The sequence below is a fragment of the Candidatus Dormiibacterota bacterium genome (assembly GCA_036495095.1).
In the GTDB taxonomy this organism is placed as follows: Bacteria; Chloroflexota; Dormibacteria; order Aeolococcales; family Aeolococcaceae; genus CF-96.
In genome coordinates, this window is record DASXNK010000108.1 from 26304 (window position 1) to 50849 (window position 24546).

Here is a 24546-nt window from a genome sequence, read left to right on the forward strand (position 1 = left end):
ATGAACGGCCTCGCGGTGGCGGAGGTCGCCGCCACGTGGCCGGCGGCGGCCGGCTGGACCGACCACTCCGGGCACTCCGGAGGCCCGGAGGCCCGGGGGCCCGGCGGCGAGGCGCTGCGGGCGAGCTGCCTGCTGCCCTGCCTGCTCCTCGTCCTGAGCGAGCATCCCGCCGACGCCCGCGCGGTCGCCGCCGGGCTGGAGGGCTTCGGCTACCGTTGCGACGCCCGTGGCGCCGGCCGCCGCCTGCGCTCGCTGGAGCGGGCCGGGCTGGTCCGCCGGGGTGCGGCGCGCCCGGGGGTCGACGACCGCCGATTCCGGCTGACCCGCCGGGGGCGCTTCCACCTCGACGGCTCCGCGGCGGCGATCGCAGCCATCAGCAGGCGTCTGGAGGCCCTCTTCTCGGCTCTCGGCGCCGACCCGGTCAGCCGGTGAGGGGGGACCCTCGGCGCAGTCCGGGGGCTCCCAGCCACCGTGAGAGTGGTTCCCGTCACCAGCCGTGAGGCTCAGTCGGGAGCCGGCATCTCGGTGGTGACCGCGGTGCCGTGGCACTCGGCGCAGACGCCCTCGACGGTCAGCACGGTGGCGCCGACGTGGTACCCGTGGCGGTCGAGCAGCCGCCGGGCGAGCGGCGCCACGTCCTCGGCGGAGATCTCCACCATCCCCTTGCAGCGGACGCAGACCAGGTGATGGTGGGCGTCGTCGCTCTCGAGCTCGAACTGGGCGGTGTCGCCTCCGAGCCGGGTCTGGCGCACCAGGCCGATGCCGGTGAGGGTCTCCAGCACCCGGTAGACGGTGGACCGGTTGAGGGTCGCGTACTGCTCGCTCACCGCCCGCCACACCTCGTCCGCGGTCATGTGCCGGCCGCGGGCCTCCCGGAGTGTCTGGAGGATGAGCTGGCGCTGCGGCGTCCAGCGCAGGCCAGCGGCGCGGACCGCGGACGCGTGGTCCGGAGTGCCCGGCGAGGACGCCCGCTGAGCTGCTGCCATGCCGACCATCATGCACCTCTCCGGGGCGCTCACGGGAGGGGTTCGGCGGCCCGATCGTCGAGGCCTCGGCGCGCCGCCCTGCCCGGGGCCGGTCAGATCGCGGTCGCGGCCTCCTGCTGCAGCAGCGGGGCCAGCTGGGTCTCCCAGAAGCGGAGGAAGCCCTCCTGCTCCGGGCCCGCCTGGACCACGGCGAGGTCGGTGAAGCCGGCCTCGGCGAAGGCGCGGATCGCCTCGGCGTGGACCTGCGGGTCGGGACCGCAGGGCACCAGCTCGGTGATGTCCTCGTCCTTCACGACGCGGGTGGCGGCCTCGAAGTTCACAGGGTTGGGCAGCTCGGCCATCACCTTCCATCCGGGAACGGCGAAGCGCCACATCTCCCGGGCGGTGCGCACCGCCGCCTGCCGGTCGGCGGCCCAGCAGACCGCGATCTGGCCGTAGGTGCGCCGCCCCTGGCCGCCGGCGCGGCGGAAGCCCTCGACCAGGTCGCGGCTCGGCTCGACCGCGATCAGGGCGTCGGCGAGCTCACCCGCGAGCCGGGCGGCACGGGGCCCTCCGGCGGCGACGGCGATCGGCGGCGGCTGGTCGGGGAGGGTGTAGAGCCGGGCGTCCTCGAGGCTGAGGTGCCGGCCGCGATACGACTGGAAGCCGCCCTGCCAGAGCCGGCGGATGATCTCGATCGCCTCCGCGAGCATCTCCTGCCGGACGTCGTCCGGCGGCCAGCCGCGCGCCACCACGTGCTCGTTGAGCCGCTCGCCGGCGCCGATGCCGAGGGTGAACCTGCCCCCGCTCATCAGCTGGATGGTGGCGGCGGCCTGGGCCACGACCGCCGGGTGGTAGCGCATCGTCGGGCAGGTCACCCCGGTGATCAGCTCGATCCGGTCGGTCCTGTCCGCGAGCGCACCCAGCACGCTCCAGGTGAACGGGGACTGGCCCTGGCTCTCCAGCCACGGGTGGAAGTGGTCGGAGATCATCGCGAAGTCGAAGCCGGTCGCCTCCGCGCGGCGGCAGTTGTCGACCAGCTGTCGGGGCGTCGACTGCTCGCAGATCATCGAGTATCCGAAGCGCATGCGGACGAGTCTGACAGCCGGTACCGGACGCTGCTCAGCGCTTGAACACCCTGTCGAGCACCAGGATGCTGGCCTCGAACAGCGCGATGAGCGGGACCAGCAGCGCGGCCGGGGTGAAGGGGTCCGCCCCCGGCGTGACCACCAGCGAGACGAAGACGATCCCCACCCAGATGGCCTTCCGCTGCCGGCGCAGCTTTGCCGATGACACGATGCCGAGCAGGCCGAGCAGCACCACCGCGACGGGCAGCTCGAAGGTCACGCCGAAGATGACGATCAGCAGCGTGAAGAAGGAGAGGTAGGCGTTGAGGTCGGGGAGGAACTCGGCGTTGCCGCCGAGGAAGTTCGCGAGGAAGCCGAGCCCGACCGGCATCACCAGGTAGGCGAAGGTGCCGCCGACGGCGAACAGCAGCAGCGCGGTGGCGAGGAAGGGACCGGCGAAGCGCCGCTCGGAGCGCCTCAGCCCTGGGGCGATGAAGCCCCACATCTGCCAGAGGATCACCGGCAGCGCGCCGATGATCCCGCAGATCGACGCCACCTTCAGCGGGATGCTGATGCCCTCGGTGGGGCTGGTGACGATCGGCGCGCCGACGATGTGGTGCCCGTGCGCGAGCACGCTGATCAGCGGTCGCTCGAGCAGTCCGATGATCGCGCCGTTGAACACGAAGGCCAGCAGCGTGCAGCCGATCCACGCGATCCCACTGATGATGAGGACGCGTCGGAGCTCCTCGAGGTGCTCGATCACCGTCATGCGGCGGTCGGAGGGGAGGGCGTTCTGCACGGCTGCCGGCCTCCGGTCTCAGGCCGCGGGGCGGTGGTCGCGGGACGCGGCGACGGGATCCACGCCGCTCACCGGCAGCACGACGGGCGCGGGAACGGGCGCGGGATCGGGGCTGATGACGCTGCTGCGCAGGTCGCTGGTGTGATGCTTGAACTCACGGATGGCCTTGCCCATCCCGGAGCCGAGCTCGGGCAGCTTGCCCGGGCCGAAGATGATGACGGCGACCACCAGCAGGATGATCAGCAGGGGCAGGTGACCGGTGCCGAATGGCATGTCGAGGACCTCGTGGGAGTGGATGCGTCTGTCGGGAACTACTGGGACGGGCGCGGGTTGGATCAGATCCCGGGGGGCAGCGGCACCCGCAGGACCTCGGGCCCGGTGGGGGCCAGGCTGCCGCCCGCGGGCTCGGCGGTGACGGCGATCGCGGCGAAGCCGTGGAGGCTGCGGGAGATCACCGACGACCAGCTGCCGCCGTCCGGGCCCTGGGCGAGGTACGCGGCCGCCAGCGGCGCGCCGCCGGCGGGGATCAGCCAGACCTCGTAGGTCTGCGCGGAGGTGCCGCCGAGCACCGCCGGGAGGGTCAGGCCGTTGGCGGTGAGCACCCCCTGGTGCCGGCTGGGGTCGTAGTCGAGGGCGCAGCGGGTCGCGGGCACACCGGCCGACCCGCAGGTGGGCACCCGGACCGCCACCGCAGCGGCGGGGTGCGGACCGGCGACCGACCAGGCGGCGAGCACGCTCGCGGTCGCGGCCACCAGCCCGCCGGCGGCGGTGAACCGCCGGCCCGAGGGCACCCGGCCCCAGAGCCGCCGGTGCCACCGGTCGGAGCGCTGGGGCACCGCCGCGGCCGCGCTCGCCCGCGCCTCGGCCTCCACCCGTGCCATCAGGTTGCGGCGCAGGCTCGGAGGTGGGGTGACCGGGGTCACCGTGCCGGCGATCATCGTCCCCACGTGCAGGAGCGCGCCGCCGACCTCGCGACAGCCCCGGCACCCCTCGAGGTGGAGGCGGAGGCCGCCCTCCTCGCCGGGATCCAGGCCGCCGACGGCGTAGGCGGCGAGCAGCAGCTCGGACTCGTCGCAGCTCATGCCGGCTGCTCCACGCACCATCCGCCCAGCACACCGCGCAGGGTGCGCAGGGCCAGACGGGTGCGTCCCTTCACGGTGCCGAGGGGCACCTGCATGCGGGCGCTGATCTCGGACTGGCTGCAGCCCCCGAAGTAGGCGAGCTCGATGGTGGTGCGCTGCTCGGCGGGAAGCCGCTCGAGCGCACCGCGGATGTGCTCGCGATCGAGCTCCGCGATCACCTCGGTCCAGGTGTCGCTGGTGGAGGAGCCGGCGGCGACGTGCTCGAGCGGGAGCTCGTCCCGCGACCGGCCGGCGCGCCCGCGGGTGCGGTCGATGGAGCGGTTGCGCACCACGGTGCAGAGCCAGGAGCGCACCCCACCGCGGTCGGGACGGTAGGTCGCCGCCCCCCGCCAGACGGAGAGGAATGCCTCCTGGACCACGTCCTCCGCCGCGGACGCGTCATGGAGGACGCGGAGCGCGACCGCATAGGCCAGCGACCCGTAGCGGTCGTAGAGCAGCTCCATCCCCTCGGGCGAGCCCTGGGCGATCAGCTCGACGGCTCTCTCGTCGGTGGTCATGGCCGGCTCCGTGGGTGTTCTCACGGTGCCCCATACGCCGCGACCGGCCCCGCGGATCACTGCGGCGGTCTGTGATCCGTCCGCCCGGCGCCCCGCGTAGGCACTCACCGCAACACCCATTCTCGGAGGCGTTCACCGTGACCTTTGACGAACCCAGGATGACGGACCTGATGGAGGAATCCCAGGACCTTCACAGCACCGCCATGCGGCTCACCGACCAGGCCGTCGACGAGATCGTCGAGACCGGCCGTGAGCGCCGCGCGCGGGGCGAGATCGAGACCGCCGATCCCGGCCGTCGCACCTTCCTGCGCCGCTCGCTGCTCGCCGCCGGCGTGGTCGGCGGTGGCGCGCTCGGCGCGTCGATGTTCTCTCGGATGATGACCACCGCATACGCGGCCAGTTCCGCCGACGTGATGATGCTGCAGACCGCGGCCTCCATCGAGAACCTGGCGGTGGCGGTGTACACCAAGGCGGCCGGCCTTCCCCCCGCCGTCAGCGGTGCGGCGATCCCGACGGTCAAGGCGTTCGTGGTCATGACCATCAAGCAGCACACCGACCACGCCAACGCCTTCAACGCCGCGGCGATGCAGCTCGGTGGCGTGGCGCAGCCCAAGATCGACCAGGTCGTCTACGACGCGGTCGTCGCTCCTGCGCTGGGAAAGATCAAGGGCCCAGCCGACGTGGTGGCGCTCGCCCAGACGCTCGAGGATGCCGCCGCGCAGACCTACGTGAAGTTCGGCGGTGACGTCGACGACAAGAACGCCCTGAACGCGTTCGCCACCATCGCGCCGGTCGAGGCGCAGCACAGCGCGGTGCTGCTGGCCGTGGCCGCGCTCATCGCCGGCGGTGCCCCGCAGCTGATCACGATCACGCCCGCGGTCGACGCCAGCAAGCTGCCCGCGGCCGCCGGGTCGGTGGGCTTCCCCAACAACTTCTACAAGACGGACGCGGCGCGGCCCGCGGCCGAAGGGGCGGTCCAGTGAGCCGCGGCAAGAAGGACAACAGCATGGACCTGTCGGAGCGCGAGCTGCTCGCGATGACCAGTGACCTCGACCAGATGCACCGGGACATGTTCCCGCGCTTCCAGGTCGCGGTCGCCGAGATGACCGAGGGCTGGCGCGAGTGGACCGAGCGCGAGCAGGCGATCAGCCGCATGAACGCGACCCGGCGCAACTTCCTCCGCGGCGGCCTGGTGACCGCCGGCGCGCTCGGCGGCGGCGTCCTGCTCGCCGCCTGCGGTGGCTCGAACAGCCCGTCGAGCGCGGGCACCACCACCTCGACCGCCACCTCGCAGAGCGTCGACCTCACCGTCGCCCGGCTGGCCGCCAGCCTCGAGATCCTGGCGATCAACACCTACCAGACGGTGCTGGACGCCGCCGGCAAGGGTGCCCTCGGAGCCGTGCCGCCGGCGATCGGCACCTTCGTCACCACCGCCAAGGGACAGCACACCGACCACGCCAACGCCTGGAACGGTGCGCTCACCGGCGCCGGCCAGTCGGCGCAGACCGCGCCCGACCCCCACTACAAGAAGGTCGTCGACGGCGCGCTCCCCAGCGTCAAGACCGTCGTCGACGCGGCCAAGCTCGCGCTCACCCTCGAGACCGTCGCGATGGAGACCTACACCGCCGGTGCGGCGCTGGTCACCGACAAGAAGAACCGGCTGGTGGCGCTGACCATCGCCCCGGTCGAGGCCCAGCACGTCGCCATCCTCAACTACGTCCTCGGCCAGTACCCGGTCCCCGACACGTTCATCAAGACCGACATGGCCGCCTCTCCCAACGACCTCACCGAGGGCTGACCCGCCGACCCCCACACGTGCCTGGGACCGCCGCCCACCGCGGGCGGCGGTCCTTCGCGGGTCAGAACCCCAGGACCTCTCCGACCAGGATGACGGTCACGCGCTCGGGCGCGAGCACCCGGGTGACGATGAGCACGTTGTTGACCCCGCTCGGCACCCCGTAGGCCCGCAGCGCGCGCTCGTTCTCGAGCGGGTAGCAGTATTCGTGGATGCGGCGCAGCCCGGTGGCGATGTCGGGCACGATCTTCTGACCGCCCACCACCAGGACCACCCGGCTCGCGCCCGACGCCAGCGGTCCCAGCTGGCTGCCGCTCGCCGAGGCCACCAGCAGCGACCCGTCCTCGGTGACGGCGTGGGCGCTGCCCACGACGTGGTCGGGCGAGGCGCCGAGCTTCCGCATCTCCTTCGCCTGCATCTGCCGGTCCATCTGGTAGAGGGCGAGCCGGGTCGGGCGGTAGCGGCCGGTTCGCTCGATGTCCTCGGCGACGCCGATGGCCTCGAGGGTCCGCGAGGTGTTGTTGAAGACCTCGGCGCCGTCGGGCAGCCGCTCGAGCACGGCGCGACGCGCCTCCTGCCCGGTCGGCACGACCAGGGCGTCCATCCCGTGTGCCCCCAGCGCCCGGGCGGCGGCGGCGATGCGCTCGGCGGTGGCGAGCACCGCGAACTCCGGGTTGGGGGCCGGCGGCTCCCCGGCGGTCGCCGTCGCCAGCGGCTCACTCACCCCCGGTCTCGGCGAGGTACCGGTGCACCAGCGCCACCGCCATCGCACCCTCGCCGGTGGCGGCGGCGCAGCGCTTCATCGAGCCGTGGCGGACGTCGCCGGCGGCGAAGACGCCGGGCAGGCTGGTCTCGAGCGGGTACGGCTGACGCGCCAGGGGCCAGCCGTCGGGCACCCCACCGCCGGGGGAGAGGTCGGTCCCGGTCACCAGGTAGCCGGCGCGGTCGCGCACCAGCTGCAGCTCCTGCATCCCCCCGGTGCAGGGCATGCCGCCGATGCAGATGAAGAGCGCGTCCGCCGCCGTGGTCTGGACCCTGTCGCCGCCGTCGAGGGCGACGCGCAGGGTGCGCAGCCGGGCGTCGCCGTCGACCGCGGCCACCTCGGCGGAGGTGCGCACCTCGATGTTCTCGACGGCGGTGACCTGGTCGACGAGGTACTGCGACATCGAGGCGCCCAGCGCCGGCCCGCGCACCAGCAGGGTCACCTGCCTCGCGTACCTGGCGAAGCGCAGGCAGGCCTGACCCGCGGAGTTGCCGCCGCCGACGATCACGACCCCCGCGCCCTCGCACGCCCGCGCCTCGCTCGGCCCCGCGCCGTAGTACACGCCGGCGCCGAGAAGCCGCTCCACGCCGGGAACGTCGAGCCGTCGCCACTGCACGCCGGTGGCGGCGACCACGGCGCGAGCCGGGATCACGGTGCCGTCGGAGAGCCGGCTGAGGTAGAGGCCGGCGCTGGTGGTGATGTCGGCGAGCGGACGCGCCACGAGGATCTCGGCGCCGAACTGCTCGGCCTGCACGGTGGCCCGCGACGCGAGCTGGCTGCCGCTGATGCCGCCGGGAAAGCCGAGGTAGTTCTCGATCATCGAGGTGGTGCCGGCCTGGCCGCCGGGGGCGACGGACTCGATCACCGCGGTGCGCAGCCCCTCCGAGGCGGCATACACGGCTGCCGCCAGCCCCGCCGGGCCGGCGCCGGCGATGGCGACGTCGTACTCCGCCAGCTTCGGTGGGACGATCATCCCCAGCCCGGAGGCGACCCGCTCGACGGTGGCGGCCTCCAGCCGGGTCCTGTCGGGAAGGACGCAGAGGGGCAGGCGGGTGTCCACGGTGAGCGCCGGGTCGGTGGCGGCCTCGCCGTCGACGTCGAACCAGTCGAAGAGCCGGCGGTTGCGCGTCAGGAAGTCGCGGATGGCGTAGGCGTCGGTGGAGGAGCGTGACCCGTACAGCTTCACCTGCGGCGTCACCGGCTGGGTGTCGTAGTCGATCATCGCGGGCTCCAGCGCTGCGGCCGCGGCCGGGGGCTCAGGGGTGTGACGGTGCCGGGGGGGCGCCCTCGAGCTCGAAGGCGACGTTGTCCAGGTAGCACCAGAACCAGTCCTCGCCGGGCTCGTAGGAGCGGACCAGGGGGTGCCCGACGGCTCGGAAGTGGCCGGTGGCGTGGCGCCCTGGGGAGCTGTCACAACATCCCACATGTCCGCATTCCTGACAGACACGCAGGTGGACCCAGTCGTGGCGGCCCTGCTTCAGGCAGTCCTCGCAGCCGGGGGAGGAGGGGGTGACGTCGTTGATCTCGTCGAGGTGGGTGCAGGTCGCCATGGCAGGGTCCAGTGTAGTGCCGCGAACTGAATCCGGTGATGCGGTGACGCCGGCGCTACAGTTCGGGTGCAGCCAGCCAGCACAGCGTCAGCGGGAGTGCATGCGCCATGCGTACCCAGCTCCGGTCCGTCCTGCTCGTGTCCGCCATGGTGGCGACCGCCCTGGGCTGGGGAGGCGGGGCACCCTCCGCCGCAGCCGCGGCGGGCTGGGCGCCGGCGAGCTCGGCGTCCATCCACCCCGGCGTGCAGCTCTTCACCAAGGGCGCCCAGTGCACCGCGAACTTCATCTACGTCGACGGCACCGACACCTACATCGGCCAGGCGGCGCACTGCTCGGGCACCGGCGGCAGCAGCGAGACCAACGGCTGCTCGGCGGCCTCCCTGCCCCTGGGCACCCCGGTCTCGATCACCGGCGCCAAGCATCCGGGCACGCTCGTCTACAACTCCTGGCTCTCGATGCAGGGGCTCCACGAGAAGGACGCCGACACCTGCCAGTACAACGACCTCGCGCTGGTGCGGCTCGACCCCGCCGACGTCGGCTCGGTGAACCCGACGGTGCCGGTCTGGGGCGGTCCCACCGGTCTGCGCAGCGCCGGCACCAGCGCCGGCGACCCCGTGTACTCGTACGGCAACTCGCAGCTGGGCCTCGGCACCGGCGCCATCAGCCGCAAGCAGGGGACCAGCAACGGCGACCTCGGCGGCGGATGGAGCCACACCGTCAGCACCCAGCCGCCCGGCGTGCCCGGCGACTCCGGCAGCGGCTTCCTCGACGCCCAGGGCAACGCCCTCGGCGTGCTCAGCACCCTCGACCTCGCTCCCGGCCCCGGCACCAACGGCGTCGGCGACCTCGCCCACGAGCTCGCCTACATGCACCTCCACTCCGCCTTCACGGCCGTGCGGCTGGTGATGGGGACGGAGGCGTTCGCAAAATCGGGACGGTGACCGGCCGACCTGACATCGCCCAGAGGGGGCCGGGGATCTCCACGGTGACGGCCGCGCCGGGCTCCGGCCTGGTCACGCCGCCGCCGCGGGCGGCGAGCGTGAGCGGGCCGCCGGGGAGCTGGACCTGCACCTCGACGCGGCTGTCGTGGCCCTGGTACTCCGTGCCGGTCACCCGCCCGGTCAGCCCGCCGTCCGCATCGCGGGCACCGGTGGCGAGGCGCACCTGCTCGGGACGCAGCACGGCAAGCGCTGCGCCGGCGGCGGGGCAGGCGGGATCGAGGGCCAGCCGGCCCAGCGCGGTGTGGAGGACCCCGCCCTCGACGGTCGCGGGGAGGAGCGTGGCCTCGCCGACGAAGGTGGCGACCGCCGCGTCGGCGGGCCGCCCGTAGACCTCGGCGGGCGCCCCCGCCTGGACCACCCGACCCTCCCGGATCACCGCCACCAGGTCGGCGAGGGACAGGGCCTCGGCCTGGTCGTGGGTGACGAGCACGGCGGTCACCCCGGTGGCGCCGAGGATGGCGCGCACGTCCGCCCGCAGCCGGACGCGCAGGGCGGCGTCGAGGGACGAGAACGGCTCGTCGAGGAGCACCACCTCGGGGTCGCACGCGAGCGCGCGGGCGAGGGCGACGCGCTGCTGCTGCCCGCCGGAGAGCTGGTGCGGGTGCCATCGCTCGAGGCCGCCCAGCCCCACCAGATCGAGGAGCTCGGCGACCCGGGCCGCCCGGGCGGCCCGGCGGTGCCGCCCCCTGCCGGTGAGGGCGAAGCCCACGTTGTCGGCGACCGACAGGTGGGGGAACATCGCCCCGTCCTGGGGCACGTAGCCGACCCGGCGGCGCTCCGGCCGGACCCGCCGCCGGCCGTCGTCGACCAGCGAGCCGGCGATGCGGACGCGGCCCTCGGTGGCGGGCTGGAAGCCGGCGAGCACCCGCAGCAGGGTGGTCTTCCCGCATCCCGAGGGTCCGAGGACGCAGGCGAGGCCCCCCCCGGGGATGCGGAGGTCGACGCCGCGGAGCACCGGCGCCGCGCCGTAGGCGGCGTGCAGGTTCTCGATCTCGACCGAGCGGGCCGCCCTCACGACCGTGCCAGCCCGAGCCGGGTCAGCAGGAACACCGGCACCGCCGAGGTGACCACCATCACCGCCGCGTACGGTGCCGCCGCCCCGTAGGCGAGGTTCGAGGTGTAGAGCCAGAACCGGGTCGCCAGGGTCTCGACCCCGGTGGGCCGGAGCAGCAGGGTCGCGGTCAGCTCGGTGGTCGCGGACAGCGAGACCAGCGCCGCCGCCGCACCCAGGCCGGGCAGCAGCAGCGGCACGGTGACCCGGCGGAGCGTTCCCAGCCAGGTCTCGCCCAGCGAGCGGGCCGCATCCTCGAGCTCCGGGGGCACCCGGGCCAGCGCGGCGCGCACCGCGATCAGGGCGAGGGGGAAGAAGAGCACCACGTAGCCGGCCTCGAGGAGCGCGGTGCCCTGGTACAGCGGCCGGAGGTGGTGGATGGCGAAGGCGGCGATGGTCAGCCCCACCGCGACCCCGGGGAGCGCCCGCACCAGGTAGGCGCCCCGCTCCAGGGTGTGCGCCAGCCGCGAGGGGTGGCGGAGCGACAGCAGCGCCACGGGGAGGGCGAGCAGAGTCGCCACCACCGCGGCCCCGGCCCCCAGCAGCAGCGACTCGGCGGTGGCCGCGAACACCGACCCCGAGGGCAGGGTGGTCGAGCTGCCGCGGATCATCCAGTAGGCGATCGACCCCACCGGCACGCCGAGGGCGAGCACCACCAGCACCGCCATCGCCAGCACCGCCAGCGGCGCGGCCCGGCCCAGCCGCACCGGAGCGGCCGGCAGCGCCGCCCGGGTGCCGGGATGGCCGCTCCGGCCCCGCAGGGCGTACTCGCCGGCCAGCAGCATCACCCCCATCAGGCAGAGCACCAGGGTGAGCACCGACGCCGAGGCGGCGTCGAATCCCAGGCTGTACTGGGTGAAGATCGCGGTGGCGAAGGTGCGGAAGCGCAGCACCGCGAAGGTGCCGTACTCGGCGAGCAGGTAGAGCCCGACCACCAGCATCCCGCCCAGGACCGCGGTGCGCACCGAGGGCAGGGTGACCCGGAGGAACCGGCGCACCGGGCCGGCCCCGAGGCTGCGGGCGACGTCGTCGAGCGCCGGGTCGCTGCGCCGGAGCGTCGCCGCAACCGGCAGGTACACCCACGGGTAGAGGGAGAGGGTCATCACCAGCCACGCGCCGCCGAAGCCCTGCACCGACGGCAGCAGCGAGACCCAGCTGCTCCCCGCCACGAACTCGGGGATCGCCAGGGGCAGCACCAGCAGCACCGCGAGCAGGCGGCGGGCGGGGATGTCGGTGCGCTCCACCAGCCAGGCGGCGGCGACGCCGACCACCGCGCAGGCGACGGTCACGCCGAGGGTGAGGGTCACCGTGTTGGTCAGCAGCGTCGGCACCAGCGGCAGGGCGAGCAGGTGCGCCGCCCGGCGCGGGCTCACCGTCAGCGCCTGCAGCACCACCGCGGCGACGGGGAGGAGGAGGATCGCCGTGATCGCGACCACCGAGATCGTCAGCGCCGCCGGCGCCGGCCGGTGCGCGACCCCGCGCGCCCGCACCGGGCGCCGGCCGGCCAGGGACCGCGCCGCCACTAGAGGAGCCCGGCCTGCTGGAGCAGGTCCAGTGCCTCCCTCCCGGTGCCGAGGTCGACCACCGGGCTGGTCAGCTGCGCCAGCGGGGGCAGCCGCGGGTCTGGCACCCCGGGGAGCAGCGGGTACTCCCAGCTCTCGCTGGTGGCGATGATCCGTTGCGCCGGCTCGCTCACCAGGTAGGCGACGAACCGCTGGGCGAGGTCCTGGTGCTGGCCGGAGGCGACCACGGCGGCGCCGGAGATGTCGACGAGGCCGCCCGCGTCAGCCGGGGGGAAGTAGTGGAGCGCGGAGTGGACGCCGCCGTTGCCGACCTCGTCGCGCATCCGGTACCAGTAGTAGTGGTCGACCAGGCCCATGGCGATCTCACCGCGGTTCACCGCCCTGATCAGCGACTCGTTGCTGTCGTAGACCTTCGCGTTGTCCTTGAGGGCGGTCAGCCAGGCGGCGGTGGCCTCGGACCCCCGGGCGCCGACCACCCGGGTGACCACCGGTTGGAAGTCGGTCTCGGAGGGCGCGACCGCCACCCTGCCCTTCATCTCCGGCCTGCCGAGGTCGAGCACCGAGGTGGGCAGGTCCTTCTCGGCGACCGCCTGGGTGTTGTAGACGAGGGCGGCGGCGCGGGCGGAGACGCCCACCCAGTGACCCGCGGCGGAGCTGGCCTGGCGGGGCACGAGCGCCAGCGTCGCCGGTCGCACCGTGGCGAGCAGGTGCTTCTCGTCGAGAATCGAGAGCGAGGGCGGGTTCTCCGCGAAGAACACGTCGGCGGGCGAGCTGGTCCCCTCCTGGAGGAGCTGGTTGGCGAGGTCGGCCTCGTCCCCCGAGCGCACGTGCACCTCGATGCCGGTGCGGTTCTGGAAGTCCTGCACCAGGGCGCCCACGGTCTGCTGGTGCTGACCGCTGTACACGGTGATGGTGCCCGCCGAGCCGACCTGCCGGGCCGCGGTGGTCACCGCCGGCGTCGCCGAGCCGCAGCCCGCGAGCGCGACCACGACCGCGCCGGCGAGCCCCGCCCCGGCCGCCTGGGTGGGTCTTCTCGACGTCATCCCCTGGCCCCCCTCACCGTGCATTTAGTTCGACCTAAGGTCCGGGGTAGCCTAGCCTAACGGGGCGGATGCCGCAAGAGCCTCAGGGAGATCCTGCCGGTCTCGGCCCGAACGGCGATCGCCGAGGCGATGAGCAGCGCCACCGACACGAAGTGAACCCTCGCTGAACGTCGACCGGGCGTCAGCGAGCGGAGGCGGGACCGCCCGGCGCGGGTCAGCTCAGGGAGTAGACCATCCGTCCGCCCTCGCCGGGGCGCATGACCGCGCCCGCACCCTTGGCGATGTGACGAATCGCGCGCCCGGAGACGGGAGTGCCGGCCTGGCTGATCTGCGCGGCGATCTCGCCGGCGGTGGCGGTTCCCAGCTTTCCGATGACGGCACGGACCACGTCCGCGGTCACCGACGCGGGCGTGGCCCGGCCGTTTGCGGACGCGCGCGCGACCCGGCCGGTGCCGTTCGCCGACGCCGCGCGGGAGCGGCCACGAGGTGCCGCACCGCGTGCGGGCCGTGCGGATGCCGGAGCCGGCGACGCGGCGCCCCGTCGCCGTCCCCGCCGGACGGGTTCGGCGCGGGCGACCAGTGCTCGGGCATCACGGAAGAGGTCGATCCCCTCGGCGAGCTCGGCGCGCAGCTGCTCGTTCTCGTCCTGTGCCTGGACGACCGCCTCGCGCAGCGAAACGACCTCGTCGAGCAGTCCTCCGAAACGCGCGAGGAAGTCGTCACCGGCGGTGCGCATCGCGTCGACGTTGACCGCCCGCTTGCGGCGGGTCGGCTGCGCCGGCGCCGCGGTCTGCTGACGGGCTCTCGCCATTCGGAGGCCTCCCAAGACACGAACTGCGTGACCGTATCTGCGGTTTCGCGCGGACTTGATCGGACAACCCGCTCCAGTCCCGCGCATTATGCACCCTTCTCTGGCCGCGAATGCAGTCGCTATGCCGACGTCACATGTCAGCGCCGCCGTGCAGCCCTGCAGAGGTCGGTGAGCTGGCGCATCATCCAGTCCGCCTCGGCGGCGTCCCGGTCGCGCAGCACCGCGTGAACGTTCCGGCCAGCCGTGTCCAGGTGCAGGGTGGCGAGGCGCAGGCGGCGCTGCAGCGGCCCCTGCACCCAGCGGATGCTCTGCACCTTTGCCAGGGGGACGACGTCCGTTGCCCGGCATACCCGGCCGCTCTGGGTGATCGCCGCGCGTCCGTCGAACCCCGCGGCGAGAAAGTGATAGCGGAGCGGGCTCTTCAGGCGGGCCCGGCGAGGCGGCCGGGTGGAGGCCGGGAGCGGCCAGGGCATCACCCGTGAGACCAGCCCCAGCGCCTGATCGCGGGACCCGACCGGCATCAGCGCCCGGGTGACCCGCCGTCCCTCCTGGTCGCCCCGCCGGACCTGGCCCTGGCCGGCGACGTCCACCTCGACGCGGCACCAGCCGGCGGCGCGCCAGACCAGCGGCTCGCTGATGCGCACCGCCTGCACCCGGCCGTAGGGGATCGTCTCGGCGCGGGTCTCCAGCAGTCCCGCCCGCAGCCGAAGCCCGTCGGGGGCCTCGGCCACCGCGAAGTCGAACTCGCTGTTCAGCCGTCTCCAGGCGGTCACCCACAATCCCACCACGGGGGCGAGGAATGCCCCCGCCGCCGGCGGCGAGATGGTCACGACGGTCACCGCCACGACCACGAGGGCGGCACCGGTCAGCCCCAGGGCGCTCAGCGCGGTGGACGCCAGCAGCCGCGGTGCCGGAAGGTGAAACAGCGGAAGCTCGGCGGGAGCGGGCGTCTCCTCGGCGAGCCCGTGGGCGAGGGCGAGCAGCCGGGCGCGCAGGATCTCGGCGCTGCCCTCGGCGAGGTAGGCGAGACGCGCGTCGCCGTGATGCGAGCCCGCGAGCCGCAGGCGCAGCTCGGACAGCCCCAGCACCCGGCCGAGCAGCGGCCGGACGATGTCGACCGCCTGCAGACGGCTCAGGGGGATCTGGCGCGAGTCGCGGCGCACCAGCCCGGTCTCGATGCGCAGGGTGCCGCCGTCGACCCGCCAGCGGGTCACCAGCCAGGAGACGATGGCGGCGACCGCCCCGAACGTGACCAGGGCGGTGAACACCGCCAGGCGCACCCCGGTGCTGCCGCCCCGCGCGGTCGCCTGGGCGGTGACCAGGACGGCCGGGATGACGAGCCGTCCGCCCCGGAGCACCGGGCTCAGGGGATGCAGCCGCACCCAGCCGTCGGTCGCGGGAGGGCTCACAGGCCGGCCGCCCGCGCCTCACCGAGCGCGGCCAGCCGGTCGCGGAGCCGGGTGGCCTCGGCCTGGTCGAGCCCGGGAATGCGGGCGTCGGTGGCCGCCGCGGCGGTGTGGAGCCGCACCGTGGCGAGGCCGAAGGAGCGTTCGAAGGGCCCGGCGACGACGTCGACGAACTGCATCCTGCCGTACGGCACCACCGAGACCCGCCGGATCAGGCAGCCGCGCCGCACCAGGAGATCGTCCTCGCGCTCGTGATAGCCCCAGGCCCGATAGCGTGCCAGCAGGAACCGGTAGGTCATGCCGGCGAGGCCGGCGGTGAGGACGGCCACGACCAGCGCCGCAGGGAGGGCGCCGGCGACCCCCAGGCCCAGGGCCAGGGCCGCGAACGGGGGGACGGCGAGGACCAGCAGCTGGACGAGCCGCAGCCGTGGCACCCGGGTGGAGATCCGGCGCCAGCCGTCCTCGGTGCCGCCGGAGAGCGCGTCCGTGGTCATCGCCGGGGATCATGCCCCACGCGATCCTCAGCGGATCAGGGGTGGCTCACCCGGTCCGGCGGACAGCCCAGCCTCCTCCTCGGCGGCCCAGACTATCGGTTGGCGCCGGAGGTGTGCCGTCGCCGGCCGACACCGAGCCAGCCGAGCCCCATCCGCGCGGTGGTCACCCTCGAGCCCCTGCGGGAATCCCGCACCCCCCTCAGGTCGAGCGCGCGCGGTGCGACGTCGGCCGGGCGGAGCTCGTCGACCCCTCGGAACCGGGCGGCCACCGCCGTGCACGCGTCCAGTGCGGCCGCGTTGTACGCCCACTCGGGGTCGCCGACCACATCCGACCAGGCCATCCCCGACCACTCGACGGAGTCGCCGAGCGTGGTCAGCGCACGGCCGTGCTCGCGGGCGCGCGCCACCAGCACCCGCGTCGTGACCATGCGTGCCGTCATGCTCGTTCTCCCGCCCCAGGGCGTGCCGCGAGACACGACCGCCGCTCGTGCCTCCCCTCGCGCCGTCCACCGCCTGGACGTCACTCCTTGCCCGGGATCCTGACAGATCTGCGGAGAAACGCAAGCACGGCCCGCGGCCCTCTACATGCCCGTCCCACCTATGTGCGGAGCCCCGACACCGGCGATGCGACGCACGTCCGCGAGGTCGTGGACTACGGTGTGTTCGGCCCCTCGGGCCCGGTGTCGAGGTGGTTGTCGTAGAAGCGCTGCAGCTCGGCCAGGTCGAGACGGTCCATCGGGTCGTAGTAGTCCCAGAAGACCGCGGCGAACCGCGGCGTCATCGACGGCCAGGGGATGACGATCACCTTCGCGTACGGCGTGACGCCGGGCCGCGCCTTCAGCCCGGGGTCGGGCGCCTGCCGGCGCAGCCACAGGGTGAGCGACTGGACGTCGGCGTCGCAGCCCTGGGGGCAGTTGTAGAGCACCGCGACGTAGCCGTGCTCGAGGTTGTGGACCCAGTGCTCGGCGGGGACCACGGGGGTGGCGGGATGGACGCCCGCGGTGATCGGGGCCTGGCCGTAGCCGAGGCTGTAGTGGCAGCCGCTGGTGGGCGGGTCGTGCGCGTAGACCACCCGGGTCGGCGGGGTCACGTGATCGTGGGGCATCTCGGGGACGACCTGGGCGTGGTCGGACCCGCCGTTGGTGCGCGGCGGATCGGGGCGGAACGTCCCCAGGCTGCCGGGGCCGTACGAGCAGCCGGCGGTGCCGACCTGGGTCGCGACGCTGGGGCGGGGGGACGGCGACCTCGTGCCGGTGGCGCCGGTGCTCCCGCAGGCGGACAGCGCGGCGATGCCGGCGAGCGCCGCACCCCGTCGGGCGGGAGTGCGCGGTCGGATCATCGGCCGGTCACTGTACCGACCAGCGCCATTGCTCAGGCCGGCGGGCGCGGCGGCGGCATTCCGCCCCAGCGGCGCCGGCCTTTCACCCACCTGGCGCTCATCAACGCGGTGATGCGGATGCGGGTCAGGCCGGCGAGCTCCACTTCCAGGCGGGCTGGCTGGCCGTCACCGCATGGGTCTCCACCGAGAGCACCCGACCGCAGGTGAGGCAGCAGACGAGGCGGCCGGGCCCTCCCGGGCCGGTGTACTCGGCGACCGTCGTCGGGGTCCGGCAGCGCGGACACGCGTCGGCGTGGGGGTCCGCCGCCCTGTTGGCGGAATCCTCGTCGGTGACGTCACCCATGACCAGCCCCCGAGCAGCGCCGGGCCCGGCGTAGGAGCGCCGGTGCCCTCATCCACAATTGTCCCCCCCTGGGGACTGTCAAGGGAAGCGGAGGCGCGCGAGGAGAAGCGCGTGCTGCGCCGCCAGGCGAGGGCCGAGCGCCGCGCCCGCCACCCTGTCTCTCCAGCACGAGGGGTCCGAGCCCTGATCTCCCCCGACGCTGGTAGGGTGATCCGATGAGCGAGCGACGTGAGGTCGCCACCCTCGGTGGCGGGTGCTTCTGGTGCCTGGACGCCGCCTACCGGCGGGTCGAGGGCGTGACCGGCGTGGTCTCGGGCTACGCCGGTGGGCAGGATCCGAACCCCACCTACCAGCGGGTGTGCTCCGGCCGGACCGGCCACGCCGAGGTCGTGCAGGTCGAGTACGACCCCGACGTCATCTCCTACGCGGACATCCTCGACGTCCTCTGGGCGATCCACGACCCCACCACCCCGAACCAGCAGGGCCACGACGTCGGCACCCAGTACCGGTCGATCATCCTCACCCACGACGACGCCCAGCGAGGTGCGGCGGAGGCGTCCCGCGACGCCGTCCAGTCGCTGTGGCCGCGACCGGTGGTCACGGAGATCGTCCCCCTCGAGGTGTTCCACCCCGCCGAGGAGTACCACCAGGACTACTACGCGCGGAACCCCGAGCAGGGTTACTGCCAGGCGGTCATCAACCCGAAGCTCGCGAAGCTGCGACAGCGCTTCGCCGCCCGGCTCCGCGCCGGCGCCTGACCCACCCGAACGACGGGCTCCCCGGCCCCCTGGCTACCATGGCGGCCCGATGTCCTCTGCACCGATCGCACCCGTCGCGTCCGCGGCCGTCCGCCGCCAGCTCCACTGGGTCGCCATCGTGGCGATCGTCGACTTCGTGCTCCTCGTCCCGCTCGCGGGCGGAGCGCTGACCGGCCATCATCAGCTCGCCCGCTCCCTCGGCCCCGTCCACGGAGTCGGGTTCATCATCGAGCTCTTCCTGGCGGTGCGCGGCGCGACCTCGCGCTTCTGGGGATGGTGGTTCCCCGCCATCGTCCTCGTGACCGGGGGGCCGCTCGGCGCGCTGGTCGCCCACCGGGTGGTCAGCTCCCGGCTCAGCGCCGCGGAGGCGGCCACGGCCCGCGAGGTGGCGTAGCCTCAACCTGCGCGGGGCAGCGAGGCCCGCACCGTGGTGCCCCGGCCCGGCGCGCTGCTCACCTGCAGCCGGCCGCCGGCCCGCGCCGCCCGCTCGCGCATCGAGACCAGCCCGAGGTGCCCCGTCGGGACGGCGGCGGGGTCGAAGCCGTCGCCGTCGTCGGCCACCTCGAGGGTCAGCGCGTCCGGCTCCTCCAGCAGCCGCACCGTGATCCGTGCCGGCCGGCCGTGGCGCAGGGCGTTGCGCAGCGCCTCCTGGGCGATCCGGTACAGCGCCTCCTTGGCGGGGCCGGGAAGGTCGGGCTCGGCGCACGGCGGGAACTCCACCACGACGCCGCGATGGCGCGAGGCCATCGCCGCGGTGACCCGCCGGAGCGCGCCGCAGAGCCCGTCGTCGAGCAGGTGGCGGGGATGCAGCTCGACGAGCAGCTCCCGCATCTCGGTGAGGGCGGCGTCGGCCATCGCCACCACCTCCTCGAGCGCGGCGGCGGCGGCCTCGGGATCCCCGCCCCGCCGCAGCATCGCCAGGGTCGAGCGGGTGCCGAGGGCGACCCCGTAGATCGCCTGGCTCACCGAGTCGTGGAGCTCGCGGGCGAGCCGCTCGCGCTCCTCCTCGACGGCGCGGGTGCGGGCGACGAACTGGGCCACGGCCTCGGCCACCGAGCCGAGGTGGTCGATGACCGCAGTCCCCAGCGGCGAGCAGGAGAACAGCGCCATCACCCCGACGGTGCGGCCGTCGACCACCAGCGGGTGGCCGGCGAAGGCGACGATGCCGGTGGCGCGCGCCCACTCGGGGTGGTCGATGCGCGGGTCGTGGACGACGTCGTTGGTCATCATCGGCCGGCCCTCGGCGGCGATGCTGCCGATCTTCAGCTCACCGACCCTGACCGTGCCGTGCGGGCCGTCGAGGTGGGTGTACAGGCCGGCGCTGGCGCGGAGCACCAGGGTCTCGCCGTCGGGCTCGAGCACCCAGACCCGGGCGAAGGCGGCGTCGAGCCGGTCGACGATCGCGACCGCGCACCGCTGCAGCACCTCCGACATCGGCCCGCCGCGGGCCAGGGTGGTCCCGCAGTCGGCGAGCAGCGCGGTGAGCCTGCGGTAGTCGTCCGGCGGTCCTGGCATGATGCCTCCATGATCCGGGTCGTGGTCGTCGATGACCACTGGGTGGTCCGGCAGGGGCTGCGGCTCTTCCTCGACCAGCAGGACGGCATCCGCGTGGTCGGCGAGGCCGCCGACGGCGAGGAGGCGCTGGTGGTGGTGGAGGCCCTCCGTCCCGACGTGGTGCTGATGGACCTGCTGATGCCCCGGCTCGACGGCGTCGAGACCACCCGCCGGATCAAGCAGCGGTTCCCGCGGGTGGAGGTGGTGGTGCTGACCACGGTCGTCGACGGCGAGGCGGTGGTCGGCGCCATCGGGGCCGGGGCCACCGGGTACCTCCTCAAGGACTCCCGCGGGGACGCGCTGGTCACCGCGGTGCGCGCCGCCGCCGAGGGCAGGGTCGAGCTCTCGCCCGAGGCGGCGCGGCGGCTGGCGACCTCCATCCGGCCGCGGCGGGCGGCCGAGCCCCTGACCCCGCGCGAGCGGGAGGTGCTCGGGCTGGTCGCGGAGGGGCTGGCGAACAAGGAGATCGGCGCCCGGCTGGGCATCGCGGAGAAGACCGTGAAGGCCCACGTCACCCGGGTGCTCGACAAGCTGGGGGTGCGGAGCCGCACCCAGGCGGCGCTGGTCGCGGTGCGCTCCGGGGCGGGCGGGCTCGAGGTGCCCGGCGGCGCCCCCTGAGGCCGGACCCCGACCAAGGTCCCATGCCGGTGCCGACCCCGGTCGCTGGTGCCGGTGGCGGCGGTGGCGCAGACTGGAGGCATGACCGTCGCGAACCGTGTCGTCACCCGCCGCACCCGTCCCGCGGGGCGCGTGGTGGCCGTCCTCCAGGGCTGGGAGCGCCGGCTCGGCGCCGACCGGCCCGGTCGCAGCGGCCTGGTGTGGCTGGGACCGCTGGTCTGCGCCGCCGGCGCCTTCGTGATGCTCGCCTGGTTCGCGCACAGCGGTGGGCTGGGGGTGGAGCAGTGGTTCCCCATCGGCCTCTTCGGCGCGCTGATCCTCGGCGGGCTGTCGGTCAGCTATCTGGCCGCCTTCGCCGGCGACGAGCGCGACGCCGAGGACCGGGCCGGGGGCTGAGGCTCAGGCTGGGCCGGCCAGCTCCGGCCTGCGGGCGGCGATGCCGGCGGCGGCGAGCGCGGCCCGGGCGGCGGTGGGGGTGACGATGCATCCCGCCTCCTCCAGGGTGCTGCGCTGCCGGCCGTACCCCTGGGGGTCGTCCCGGGTGCCGAGCACGTAGGCCACCACCCGGGGGCCGTCCGCCGCCGCCGTGATCTCGGCGCACACCGGCGCCAGCATCCCGGCGGGGTCGGGGTGGGCGCCGTGTCCGAGGACGACGTCGAGGAGCACCACCGCCGTGGCGGGGTCGGCGGCCTCGCGGCGGATCAGCTCGAGCCGTGCCTCCGGGTCGATCATCGGGTGAGGGCGTCCCTGGGTGTACTCCTCCTCGCCGAGGTCGAGGCAGACGTGGGCTCCGGCGGGCGCGGGCAGGCCGTCCCGGCTGCTCACCGGGGCGTTCGAGTACACCCTGCCGAGGTGGGCCGCGAGGATGAGCTGGGCCTCGTAGCAGAGGGTGCCGCCCGAGAACAGGCCGCGGACCGCGGTGCGGCTCGCAGGCAGGCCGCGGCAGGCGGCCGCGACGTGCTCGGCGAGCCCCCGACCGGGGTCGGGCAGGGGCAGGCCGAGCCCGCCCAGGATCGCGATCACCCCCTGCTCCAGGGTGCCGGCGAGCTCGACCCCCGGGGCCACCTCGAGGTCGGGGGCGACCCCGAGCACCGCGGCGACCAGCGGCTTGGTGCGGGGCGCCCCCAGCAGCGCGCGGGCCACCGGCTCGGCCGGCGGCTTGGAGACGAGGAGGATCGCGTCGGTCCCGGGGTCGGCCTCGAGGGCGGCGATGGCGACCCGGGCCATCCGGCCGTCGACCGCCGCGGAGAGGTCGCGGCCGCCGATCCCGATCACCTGCGACACCCCGGCGCCCCAGCGGTCGAGCAGCGACGACACCTCCTGGGCCCCGGTGCCGGCGGCGGCGACGACGCCCACCCGCCCCGGCCCGACGACGTTGGCGAAGCCCAGCCCGGTGCCACCGAGGATCGCCGTCCCCGCGCCCGGCCCCATCACCAGCAGGCCCAGGCGCGCGGCGCGGTCCTTGAGCTCGACCTCCTCGTCGAGGCTGACGTGGTCGCTGAAGAGGAGCACGTGCAGGCCCGCGGTGAGGGCGTGGTGGGCGGCCAGGGCCGCGTACTCGCCGCTGACCGAGACGATCGCGACGTTGAGGTCGGGGCGGGTGGCGACCGCCTCCTCGACGGTGCGCGCCCCGCGCTGCTCGCCGCCGTCGGGGCGGGAGGGACGCTCGGCGAAGAGCGCGTCGCGGCCCCGCGCCAGCCCGGCGTCGGCCGCCTCCTCCGACCCGGCGCGCGCCGCCAGCGCGAGGTCGTTCGCCGAGGCGCCGGCGAGGTCGGCCTCCGCCACCCCCTCGGCGAGGAGCGCCCCGACGTTGGCGGGGGTGGCCATCACCGCGGTCGCCCACTCCACCCCGTCGCCCTCGACCATGGCGCGGGTGGCGCTCATCAGCAGCACTGAGTCGACGAAGGTGTCGCGCAGCAGGGCGCAGCGGGCCGCGGTCACGACCCCACCAGCGCCGAGGTCTCGGCGGCGCCGCCGCCCGGGGCCCGTGCGTGGCGGACGATGCTGGTGCCGCAGGTGCCCTCGAGCAGCGAGGCGCGGCCCTCGAGCGACGGGTACACCAGCTCCGGGGTGGTGATCACCGCCACCCTGCCGCCGCCCCGCAGGAAGCGGGTGGCGGCGCGCACCTTGGGGCCCATGCTCCCCGCCGGGAACTGCCCGTCCGCGAGGTGGCGCTCGGCCTCCTCGAGGGTCATCTCCTCGACGGCGCGCTGGTCCGGGGTGCCGAAGTCGAGCATCACCGTCTCCACCCCGGTGACCAGCACCAGCGCCTCCGCGAGCAGCGAGGTGGCGAGGCGCTGGGCGGCGAGGTCCTTGTCGATGACCGCATCGATGCCACGATAGCCGTCGGGGGTGGAGACCACGGCGACGCCGCCGCCGCCGGCCGCCACCACCACGTAGCCGGCGTCGATGAGGGCGAGGATGGCGCCGGTCTCGAGGATCTCGATCGGCTCCGGCGACGGCACCACCCGCCGGTAACCGCGGCCGGCGTCCTCGACGATCGACCAGCCCCGCCGGCCGGCGAGGGCCTCGGCCTCGTCGCGGCCGAGGAAGGGTCCGATCGGCTTGGTGGGATGGGAGAAGGCAGGGTCGGCGGGATCGACGGTGACGTGGGTGACCAGGGCGGCGGGTTGCACCCGCGGCCAGCCCGACACCCGCCGGAGCGCCAGCGAGATGAGGCTGCCCATCTGGCCCTGGGTCATGGCGCCGAGGTTGAAGAGCGGCTGCGGGGGGATGACCCCGGCGCTCTCCTCGTGGGCGATGGCGAGGCTGCCGACCTGGGGGCCGTTGCCGTGCACGACGACCACGCCCCATCCCGCCCGGAGCAGCCCCCTGGCCGCCCGCGCCATGGTCAGTGCGTTGGCCTCCTGCTCCTCGTAGGTGCCCGCCTGCCCGGCGCGTGTGAACGCGTTCCCGCCGAGGGCGATGACCGCGATCCTGTCCATCTCCATCCAGTGCGAGCGTCACGCATGGCGTATGCGTCTTGGAGGATAGTGAACGGCCGGGTGCGCCGCAAGACGGCTCCGCCCTGCCGCGCCCGGAGGCCGGGGGTGTACGGGGGGTGCGCCCGGCGGTAGCCTGAGGGCACGCGGGCGGGATCGCACCAGGGCGGAGGGGACGATCGTCGGCATGGACAGGCAGCATGGGGGCACCTGGAAGGGCGTGGCCGAGGTGCTCCGACCCCGGAACCTCGTCCAGCCCGGGCTGCTGCTCCTCCTCGAGGAGGCCCCCGGCCACGGCTACGACCTCCAGCACCGTCTGGAGGCGCTGCTGGTCTGGCGGGTCGACTCGCCGACCATCTACCGCGTGCTCAACGCGATGGAGGACCAGGGCCTGGTGTCCTCGATCTGGGAGCGGTCGGAGTCGGGCAAGGAGCGCCGCACCTACGTGATCACCGACGCCGGCCGCGGGGCGGGGGAGGCGTGGATGAGCGAGCTCGCCAACGCCAGCGTCCTGCTCCACGGGCTGCTCCGGCGCTACGAGCTGGGCGACCGCACCGAGGCACCGCAGCCCGCCCGGGACCACGCCGCGGACGACGCGTTCTGGTCGCGCCGGCTGCTCGACGCCGAGCCGCGACCCGCGGTCGCGCAGGCGGTGGGCGCCGACGCTCCTCCCGTCGCGCCGTAACTGTAATCCGCACCTAGTCCCTACCTGGGGATTGCACCTACCGGTCGCCGCGCCCATGCATGCAGAAATGCGGTATTGACCCCCGGCGAAATACCGATCAGATTCGCATCTGCCAATCGGGCCCCCGTATCCACGCGCCCGTGAATGGGATCCGGCCGGCACCGACCCCGCTTCAGACCCGAGCCGACCACCGGCCTGGCCACACCTCACTGAGGAGAGCTCGCTCATGGTTCAGATGGCGCAAGCCCCGGCGAAGGCACCGGTGGTCGTCGACGTCTCCTGGGATCCGATCACCAGGATCGTCGGCAGCCTCGGGATCTTCACGAAGATCGACTTCGCGAACCGTGTCTGCGTGGACTGCCGCAGCACGTCGTCGATCTTCCGCGGCTACAGCATTTTC

Annotated in this window: 30 protein-coding genes; 9 read left to right on the forward strand and 21 right to left on the reverse strand. The window is 74.2% G+C overall.

Annotated features, from left to right (window positions below; translation table 11 throughout):
• The gene (locus VGL20_11835) at positions 1 to 432 is read left to right on the forward strand and encodes a hypothetical protein (GenBank protein ID HEY2704373.1); all 432 of its coding nucleotides are present in this window, start codon (positions 1 to 3) and stop codon (positions 430 to 432) included.
• 71 nt (positions 433 to 503) lie between these two features.
• Here the strand turns inward: VGL20_11835 and VGL20_11840 are convergent, their stop codons facing one another.
• The 6 genes from VGL20_11840 to VGL20_11865 all read right to left on the reverse strand — a co-directional run bounded on the left by VGL20_11840 (position 504) and on the right by VGL20_11865 (position 4470).
• Entirely contained in the window at positions 504 to 986 is a 483-nt protein-coding gene (locus tag VGL20_11840; protein ID HEY2704374.1) for a transcriptional repressor, read from the reverse strand.
• 92 nt (positions 987 to 1078) lie between these two features.
• Positions 1079 to 2053, reverse strand: coding sequence for a TIGR03557 family F420-dependent LLM class oxidoreductase (locus VGL20_11845; protein HEY2704375.1), 975 nt, complete (start codon positions 2051 to 2053; stop codon positions 1079 to 1081).
• Between the two features lie 34 nt (positions 2054 to 2087).
• Positions 2088 to 2831, reverse strand: coding sequence for a twin-arginine translocase subunit TatC (tatC, locus tag VGL20_11850; protein ID HEY2704376.1), 744 nt, complete (start codon positions 2829 to 2831; stop codon positions 2088 to 2090).
• 18 nt (positions 2832 to 2849) lie between these two features.
• Entirely contained in the window at positions 2850 to 3104 is a 255-nt protein-coding gene (gene tatA, locus VGL20_11855) for a twin-arginine translocase TatA/TatE family subunit (GenBank protein ID HEY2704377.1), read from the reverse strand.
• Between the two features lie 62 nt (positions 3105 to 3166).
• Entirely contained in the window at positions 3167 to 3913 is a 747-nt protein-coding gene (locus VGL20_11860) for an anti-sigma factor (GenBank protein HEY2704378.1), read from the reverse strand.
• Positions 3910 to 4470 carry a sigma-70 family RNA polymerase sigma factor gene (locus tag VGL20_11865; GenBank protein HEY2704379.1) on the reverse strand — a complete coding sequence of 187 codons (561 nt, stop codon included), beginning with the start codon at positions 4468 to 4470 and terminating at the stop codon, positions 3910 to 3912. Before VGL20_11865 ends, VGL20_11860 begins: the two co-directional genes overlap by 4 nt.
• Before the next feature lie 170 nt (positions 4471 to 4640).
• Between VGL20_11865 and VGL20_11870 the strand changes: the two genes are divergently transcribed.
• Entirely contained in the window at positions 4641 to 5453 is an 813-nt protein-coding gene (locus tag VGL20_11870; GenBank protein ID HEY2704380.1) for a ferritin-like domain-containing protein, read from the forward strand.
• Entirely contained in the window at positions 5450 to 6268 is an 819-nt protein-coding gene (locus VGL20_11875) for a ferritin-like domain-containing protein (GenBank protein HEY2704381.1), read from the forward strand. Before VGL20_11870 ends, VGL20_11875 begins: the two co-directional genes overlap by 4 nt.
• A gap of 61 nt (positions 6269 to 6329) precedes the next feature.
• Here VGL20_11875 and VGL20_11880 read toward each other — a convergent pair whose 3' ends face one another.
• The 3 genes from VGL20_11880 to VGL20_11890 are packed head-to-tail and all read right to left on the reverse strand — an operon-like array spanning position 6330 to position 8578.
• A complete protein-coding gene (locus tag VGL20_11880) occupies positions 6330 to 6989 on the reverse strand; it encodes an LUD domain-containing protein (protein ID HEY2704382.1) in 660 nt (219 codons plus the stop codon).
• The gene (locus tag VGL20_11885) at positions 6982 to 8250 is read right to left on the reverse strand and encodes an FAD-dependent oxidoreductase (protein ID HEY2704383.1); all 1269 of its coding nucleotides are present in this window, start codon (positions 8248 to 8250) and stop codon (positions 6982 to 6984) included. Before VGL20_11885 ends, VGL20_11880 begins: the two co-directional genes overlap by 8 nt.
• A gap of 34 nt (positions 8251 to 8284) precedes the next feature.
• Positions 8285 to 8578 (reverse strand): UBP-type zinc finger domain-containing protein, encoded by a 294-nt coding sequence (locus tag VGL20_11890; GenBank protein ID HEY2704384.1) that lies wholly within the window; start codon positions 8576 to 8578, stop codon positions 8285 to 8287.
• A 107-nt stretch (positions 8579 to 8685) separates the two neighbouring features.
• Here VGL20_11890 and VGL20_11895 point away from each other — a divergent pair, with 107 nt between their 5' ends.
• Positions 8686 to 9519 (forward strand): trypsin-like peptidase domain-containing protein, encoded by an 834-nt coding sequence (locus VGL20_11895; protein ID HEY2704385.1) that lies wholly within the window; start codon positions 8686 to 8688, stop codon positions 9517 to 9519.
• On the opposite strand, the gene VGL20_11900 is transcribed toward VGL20_11895, so the two are convergent.
• The 9 genes from VGL20_11900 to VGL20_11940 form a co-directional block, all read right to left on the reverse strand.
• Positions 9464 to 10594, reverse strand: a complete 1131-nt coding sequence (locus VGL20_11900) for an ABC transporter ATP-binding protein (protein HEY2704386.1) — start codon at positions 10592 to 10594, stop codon at positions 9464 to 9466. The genes VGL20_11895 and VGL20_11900 overlap by 56 nt on opposite strands.
• Positions 10591 to 12153 carry an ABC transporter permease subunit gene (locus tag VGL20_11905; protein HEY2704387.1) on the reverse strand — a complete coding sequence of 521 codons (1563 nt, stop codon included), beginning with the start codon at positions 12151 to 12153 and terminating at the stop codon, positions 10591 to 10593. The genes VGL20_11900 and VGL20_11905 overlap by 4 nt, the downstream gene beginning before the upstream one ends.
• Positions 12153 to 13196, reverse strand: coding sequence for an iron ABC transporter substrate-binding protein (locus VGL20_11910; GenBank protein HEY2704388.1), 1044 nt, complete (start codon positions 13194 to 13196; stop codon positions 12153 to 12155). Before VGL20_11910 ends, VGL20_11905 begins: the two co-directional genes overlap by 1 nt.
• A gap of 214 nt (positions 13197 to 13410) precedes the next feature.
• Positions 13411 to 14007, reverse strand: coding sequence for a hypothetical protein (locus VGL20_11915; GenBank protein ID HEY2704389.1), 597 nt, complete (start codon positions 14005 to 14007; stop codon positions 13411 to 13413).
• A gap of 137 nt (positions 14008 to 14144) precedes the next feature.
• On the reverse strand, positions 14145 to 15416 hold the full coding sequence (locus VGL20_11920; protein ID HEY2704390.1) for a PH domain-containing protein: 1272 nt from the start codon (positions 15414 to 15416) through the stop codon (positions 14145 to 14147).
• Positions 15413 to 15907: a PH domain-containing protein gene (locus tag VGL20_11925; protein HEY2704391.1), complete on the reverse strand. Its 495-nt coding sequence runs from the start codon at positions 15905 to 15907 to the stop codon at positions 15413 to 15415. Before VGL20_11925 ends, VGL20_11920 begins: the two co-directional genes overlap by 4 nt.
• A 92-nt stretch (positions 15908 to 15999) precedes the next feature.
• Positions 16000 to 16347 carry a hypothetical protein gene (locus VGL20_11930; GenBank protein ID HEY2704392.1) on the reverse strand — a complete coding sequence of 116 codons (348 nt, stop codon included), beginning with the start codon at positions 16345 to 16347 and terminating at the stop codon, positions 16000 to 16002.
• A gap of 212 nt (positions 16348 to 16559) precedes the next feature.
• Positions 16560 to 17246 (reverse strand): DUF3105 domain-containing protein, encoded by a 687-nt coding sequence (locus tag VGL20_11935; GenBank protein HEY2704393.1) that lies wholly within the window; start codon positions 17244 to 17246, stop codon positions 16560 to 16562.
• Between the two features lie 124 nt (positions 17247 to 17370).
• The gene (locus tag VGL20_11940; GenBank protein HEY2704394.1) at positions 17371 to 17589 is read right to left on the reverse strand and encodes a hypothetical protein; all 219 of its coding nucleotides are present in this window, start codon (positions 17587 to 17589) and stop codon (positions 17371 to 17373) included.
• A 215-nt stretch (positions 17590 to 17804) separates the two neighbouring features.
• On the opposite strand from VGL20_11940, the gene msrA reads away from it, so the two are divergent.
• Entirely contained in the window at positions 17805 to 18347 is a 543-nt protein-coding gene (gene msrA / locus VGL20_11945) for a peptide-methionine (S)-S-oxide reductase MsrA (GenBank protein HEY2704395.1), read from the forward strand.
• A 49-nt stretch (positions 18348 to 18396) separates the two neighbouring features.
• Positions 18397 to 18741 carry a hypothetical protein gene (locus VGL20_11950; GenBank protein HEY2704396.1) on the forward strand — a complete coding sequence of 115 codons (345 nt, stop codon included), beginning with the start codon at positions 18397 to 18399 and terminating at the stop codon, positions 18739 to 18741.
• A gap of 2 nt (positions 18742 to 18743) precedes the next feature.
• Here the strand turns inward: VGL20_11950 and VGL20_11955 are convergent, their stop codons facing one another.
• Positions 18744 to 19862 carry a GAF domain-containing sensor histidine kinase gene (locus VGL20_11955; protein ID HEY2704397.1) on the reverse strand — a complete coding sequence of 373 codons (1119 nt, stop codon included), beginning with the start codon at positions 19860 to 19862 and terminating at the stop codon, positions 18744 to 18746.
• Between the two features lie 9 nt (positions 19863 to 19871).
• Between VGL20_11955 and VGL20_11960 the strand changes: the two genes are divergently transcribed.
• Positions 19872 to 20519, forward strand: coding sequence for a response regulator transcription factor (locus VGL20_11960; protein ID HEY2704398.1), 648 nt, complete (start codon positions 19872 to 19874; stop codon positions 20517 to 20519).
• 81 nt (positions 20520 to 20600) lie between these two features.
• Positions 20601 to 20915, forward strand: coding sequence for a hypothetical protein (locus tag VGL20_11965; GenBank protein HEY2704399.1), 315 nt, complete (start codon positions 20601 to 20603; stop codon positions 20913 to 20915).
• A 3-nt stretch (positions 20916 to 20918) separates the two neighbouring features.
• On the opposite strand, the gene VGL20_11970 is transcribed toward VGL20_11965, so the two are convergent.
• Entirely contained in the window at positions 20919 to 22460 is a 1542-nt protein-coding gene (locus VGL20_11970; GenBank protein HEY2704400.1) for a protein FdrA, read from the reverse strand.
• On the reverse strand, positions 22457 to 23470 hold the full coding sequence (locus VGL20_11975) for a carbamate kinase (protein HEY2704401.1): 1014 nt from the start codon (positions 23468 to 23470) through the stop codon (positions 22457 to 22459). The genes VGL20_11970 and VGL20_11975 overlap by 4 nt, the downstream gene beginning before the upstream one ends.
• Before the next feature lie 178 nt (positions 23471 to 23648).
• Here VGL20_11975 and VGL20_11980 point away from each other — a divergent pair, with 178 nt between their 5' ends.
• Positions 23649 to 24146 carry a PadR family transcriptional regulator gene (locus VGL20_11980; protein ID HEY2704402.1) on the forward strand — a complete coding sequence of 166 codons (498 nt, stop codon included), beginning with the start codon at positions 23649 to 23651 and terminating at the stop codon, positions 24144 to 24146.
• The last annotated feature ends 400 nt before the right edge of the window (positions 24147 to 24546 follow it).

Coding starts and splice junctions, on each gene's coding strand:
- VGL20_11865 (HEY2704379.1), bottom strand. CDS start 4,470: ATGACCACCGACGAGAGAGCCGTCGAGCTGATCGCCCAGGGCTCGCCC.
- VGL20_11960 (HEY2704398.1), top strand. CDS start 19,872: ATGATCCGGGTCGTGGTCGTCGATGACCACTGGGTGGTCCGGCAGGGG.
- VGL20_11975 (HEY2704401.1), bottom strand. CDS start 23,470: ATGGAGATGGACAGGATCGCGGTCATCGCCCTCGGCGGGAACGCGTTC.
- VGL20_11935 (HEY2704393.1), bottom strand. CDS start 17,246: ATGATCCGACCGCGCACTCCCGCCCGACGGGGTGCGGCGCTCGCCGGC.
- VGL20_11870 (HEY2704380.1), top strand. CDS start 4,641: ATGGAGGAATCCCAGGACCTTCACAGCACCGCCATGCGGCTCACCGAC.
- VGL20_11955 (HEY2704397.1), bottom strand. CDS start 19,862: ATGCCAGGACCGCCGGACGACTACCGCAGGCTCACCGCGCTGCTCGCC.
- VGL20_11890 (HEY2704384.1), bottom strand. CDS start 8,578: ATGGCGACCTGCACCCACCTCGACGAGATCAACGACGTCACCCCCTCC.
- msrA (HEY2704395.1), top strand. CDS start 17,805: ATGAGCGAGCGACGTGAGGTCGCCACCCTCGGTGGCGGGTGCTTCTGG.
- VGL20_11925 (HEY2704391.1), bottom strand. CDS start 15,907: ATGACCACGGACGCGCTCTCCGGCGGCACCGAGGACGGCTGGCGCCGG.
- VGL20_11895 (HEY2704385.1), top strand. CDS start 8,686: ATGCGTACCCAGCTCCGGTCCGTCCTGCTCGTGTCCGCCATGGTGGCG.
- VGL20_11980 (HEY2704402.1), top strand. CDS start 23,649: ATGGACAGGCAGCATGGGGGCACCTGGAAGGGCGTGGCCGAGGTGCTC.
- VGL20_11845 (HEY2704375.1), bottom strand. CDS start 2,053: ATGCGCTTCGGATACTCGATGATCTGCGAGCAGTCGACGCCCCGACAG.
- VGL20_11885 (HEY2704383.1), bottom strand. CDS start 8,250: ATGATCGACTACGACACCCAGCCGGTGACGCCGCAGGTGAAGCTGTAC.
- VGL20_11930 (HEY2704392.1), bottom strand. CDS start 16,347: ATGACGGCACGCATGGTCACGACGCGGGTGCTGGTGGCGCGCGCCCGC.
- VGL20_11915 (HEY2704389.1), bottom strand. CDS start 14,007: ATGGCGAGAGCCCGTCAGCAGACCGCGGCGCCGGCGCAGCCGACCCGC.
- VGL20_11965 (HEY2704399.1), top strand. CDS start 20,601: ATGACCGTCGCGAACCGTGTCGTCACCCGCCGCACCCGTCCCGCGGGG.
- VGL20_11940 (HEY2704394.1), bottom strand. CDS start 17,589: ATGGGTGACGTCACCGACGAGGATTCCGCCAACAGGGCGGCGGACCCC.
- tatA (HEY2704377.1), bottom strand. CDS start 3,104: ATGCCATTCGGCACCGGTCACCTGCCCCTGCTGATCATCCTGCTGGTG.
- VGL20_11950 (HEY2704396.1), top strand. CDS start 18,397: ATGTCCTCTGCACCGATCGCACCCGTCGCGTCCGCGGCCGTCCGCCGC.
- VGL20_11840 (HEY2704374.1), bottom strand. CDS start 986: ATGGCAGCAGCTCAGCGGGCGTCCTCGCCGGGCACTCCGGACCACGCG.
- VGL20_11860 (HEY2704378.1), bottom strand. CDS start 3,913: ATGAGCTGCGACGAGTCCGAGCTGCTGCTCGCCGCCTACGCCGTCGGC.
- VGL20_11835 (HEY2704373.1), top strand. CDS start 1: ATGAACGGCCTCGCGGTGGCGGAGGTCGCCGCCACGTGGCCGGCGGCG.
- VGL20_11910 (HEY2704388.1), bottom strand. CDS start 13,196: ATGACGTCGAGAAGACCCACCCAGGCGGCCGGGGCGGGGCTCGCCGGC.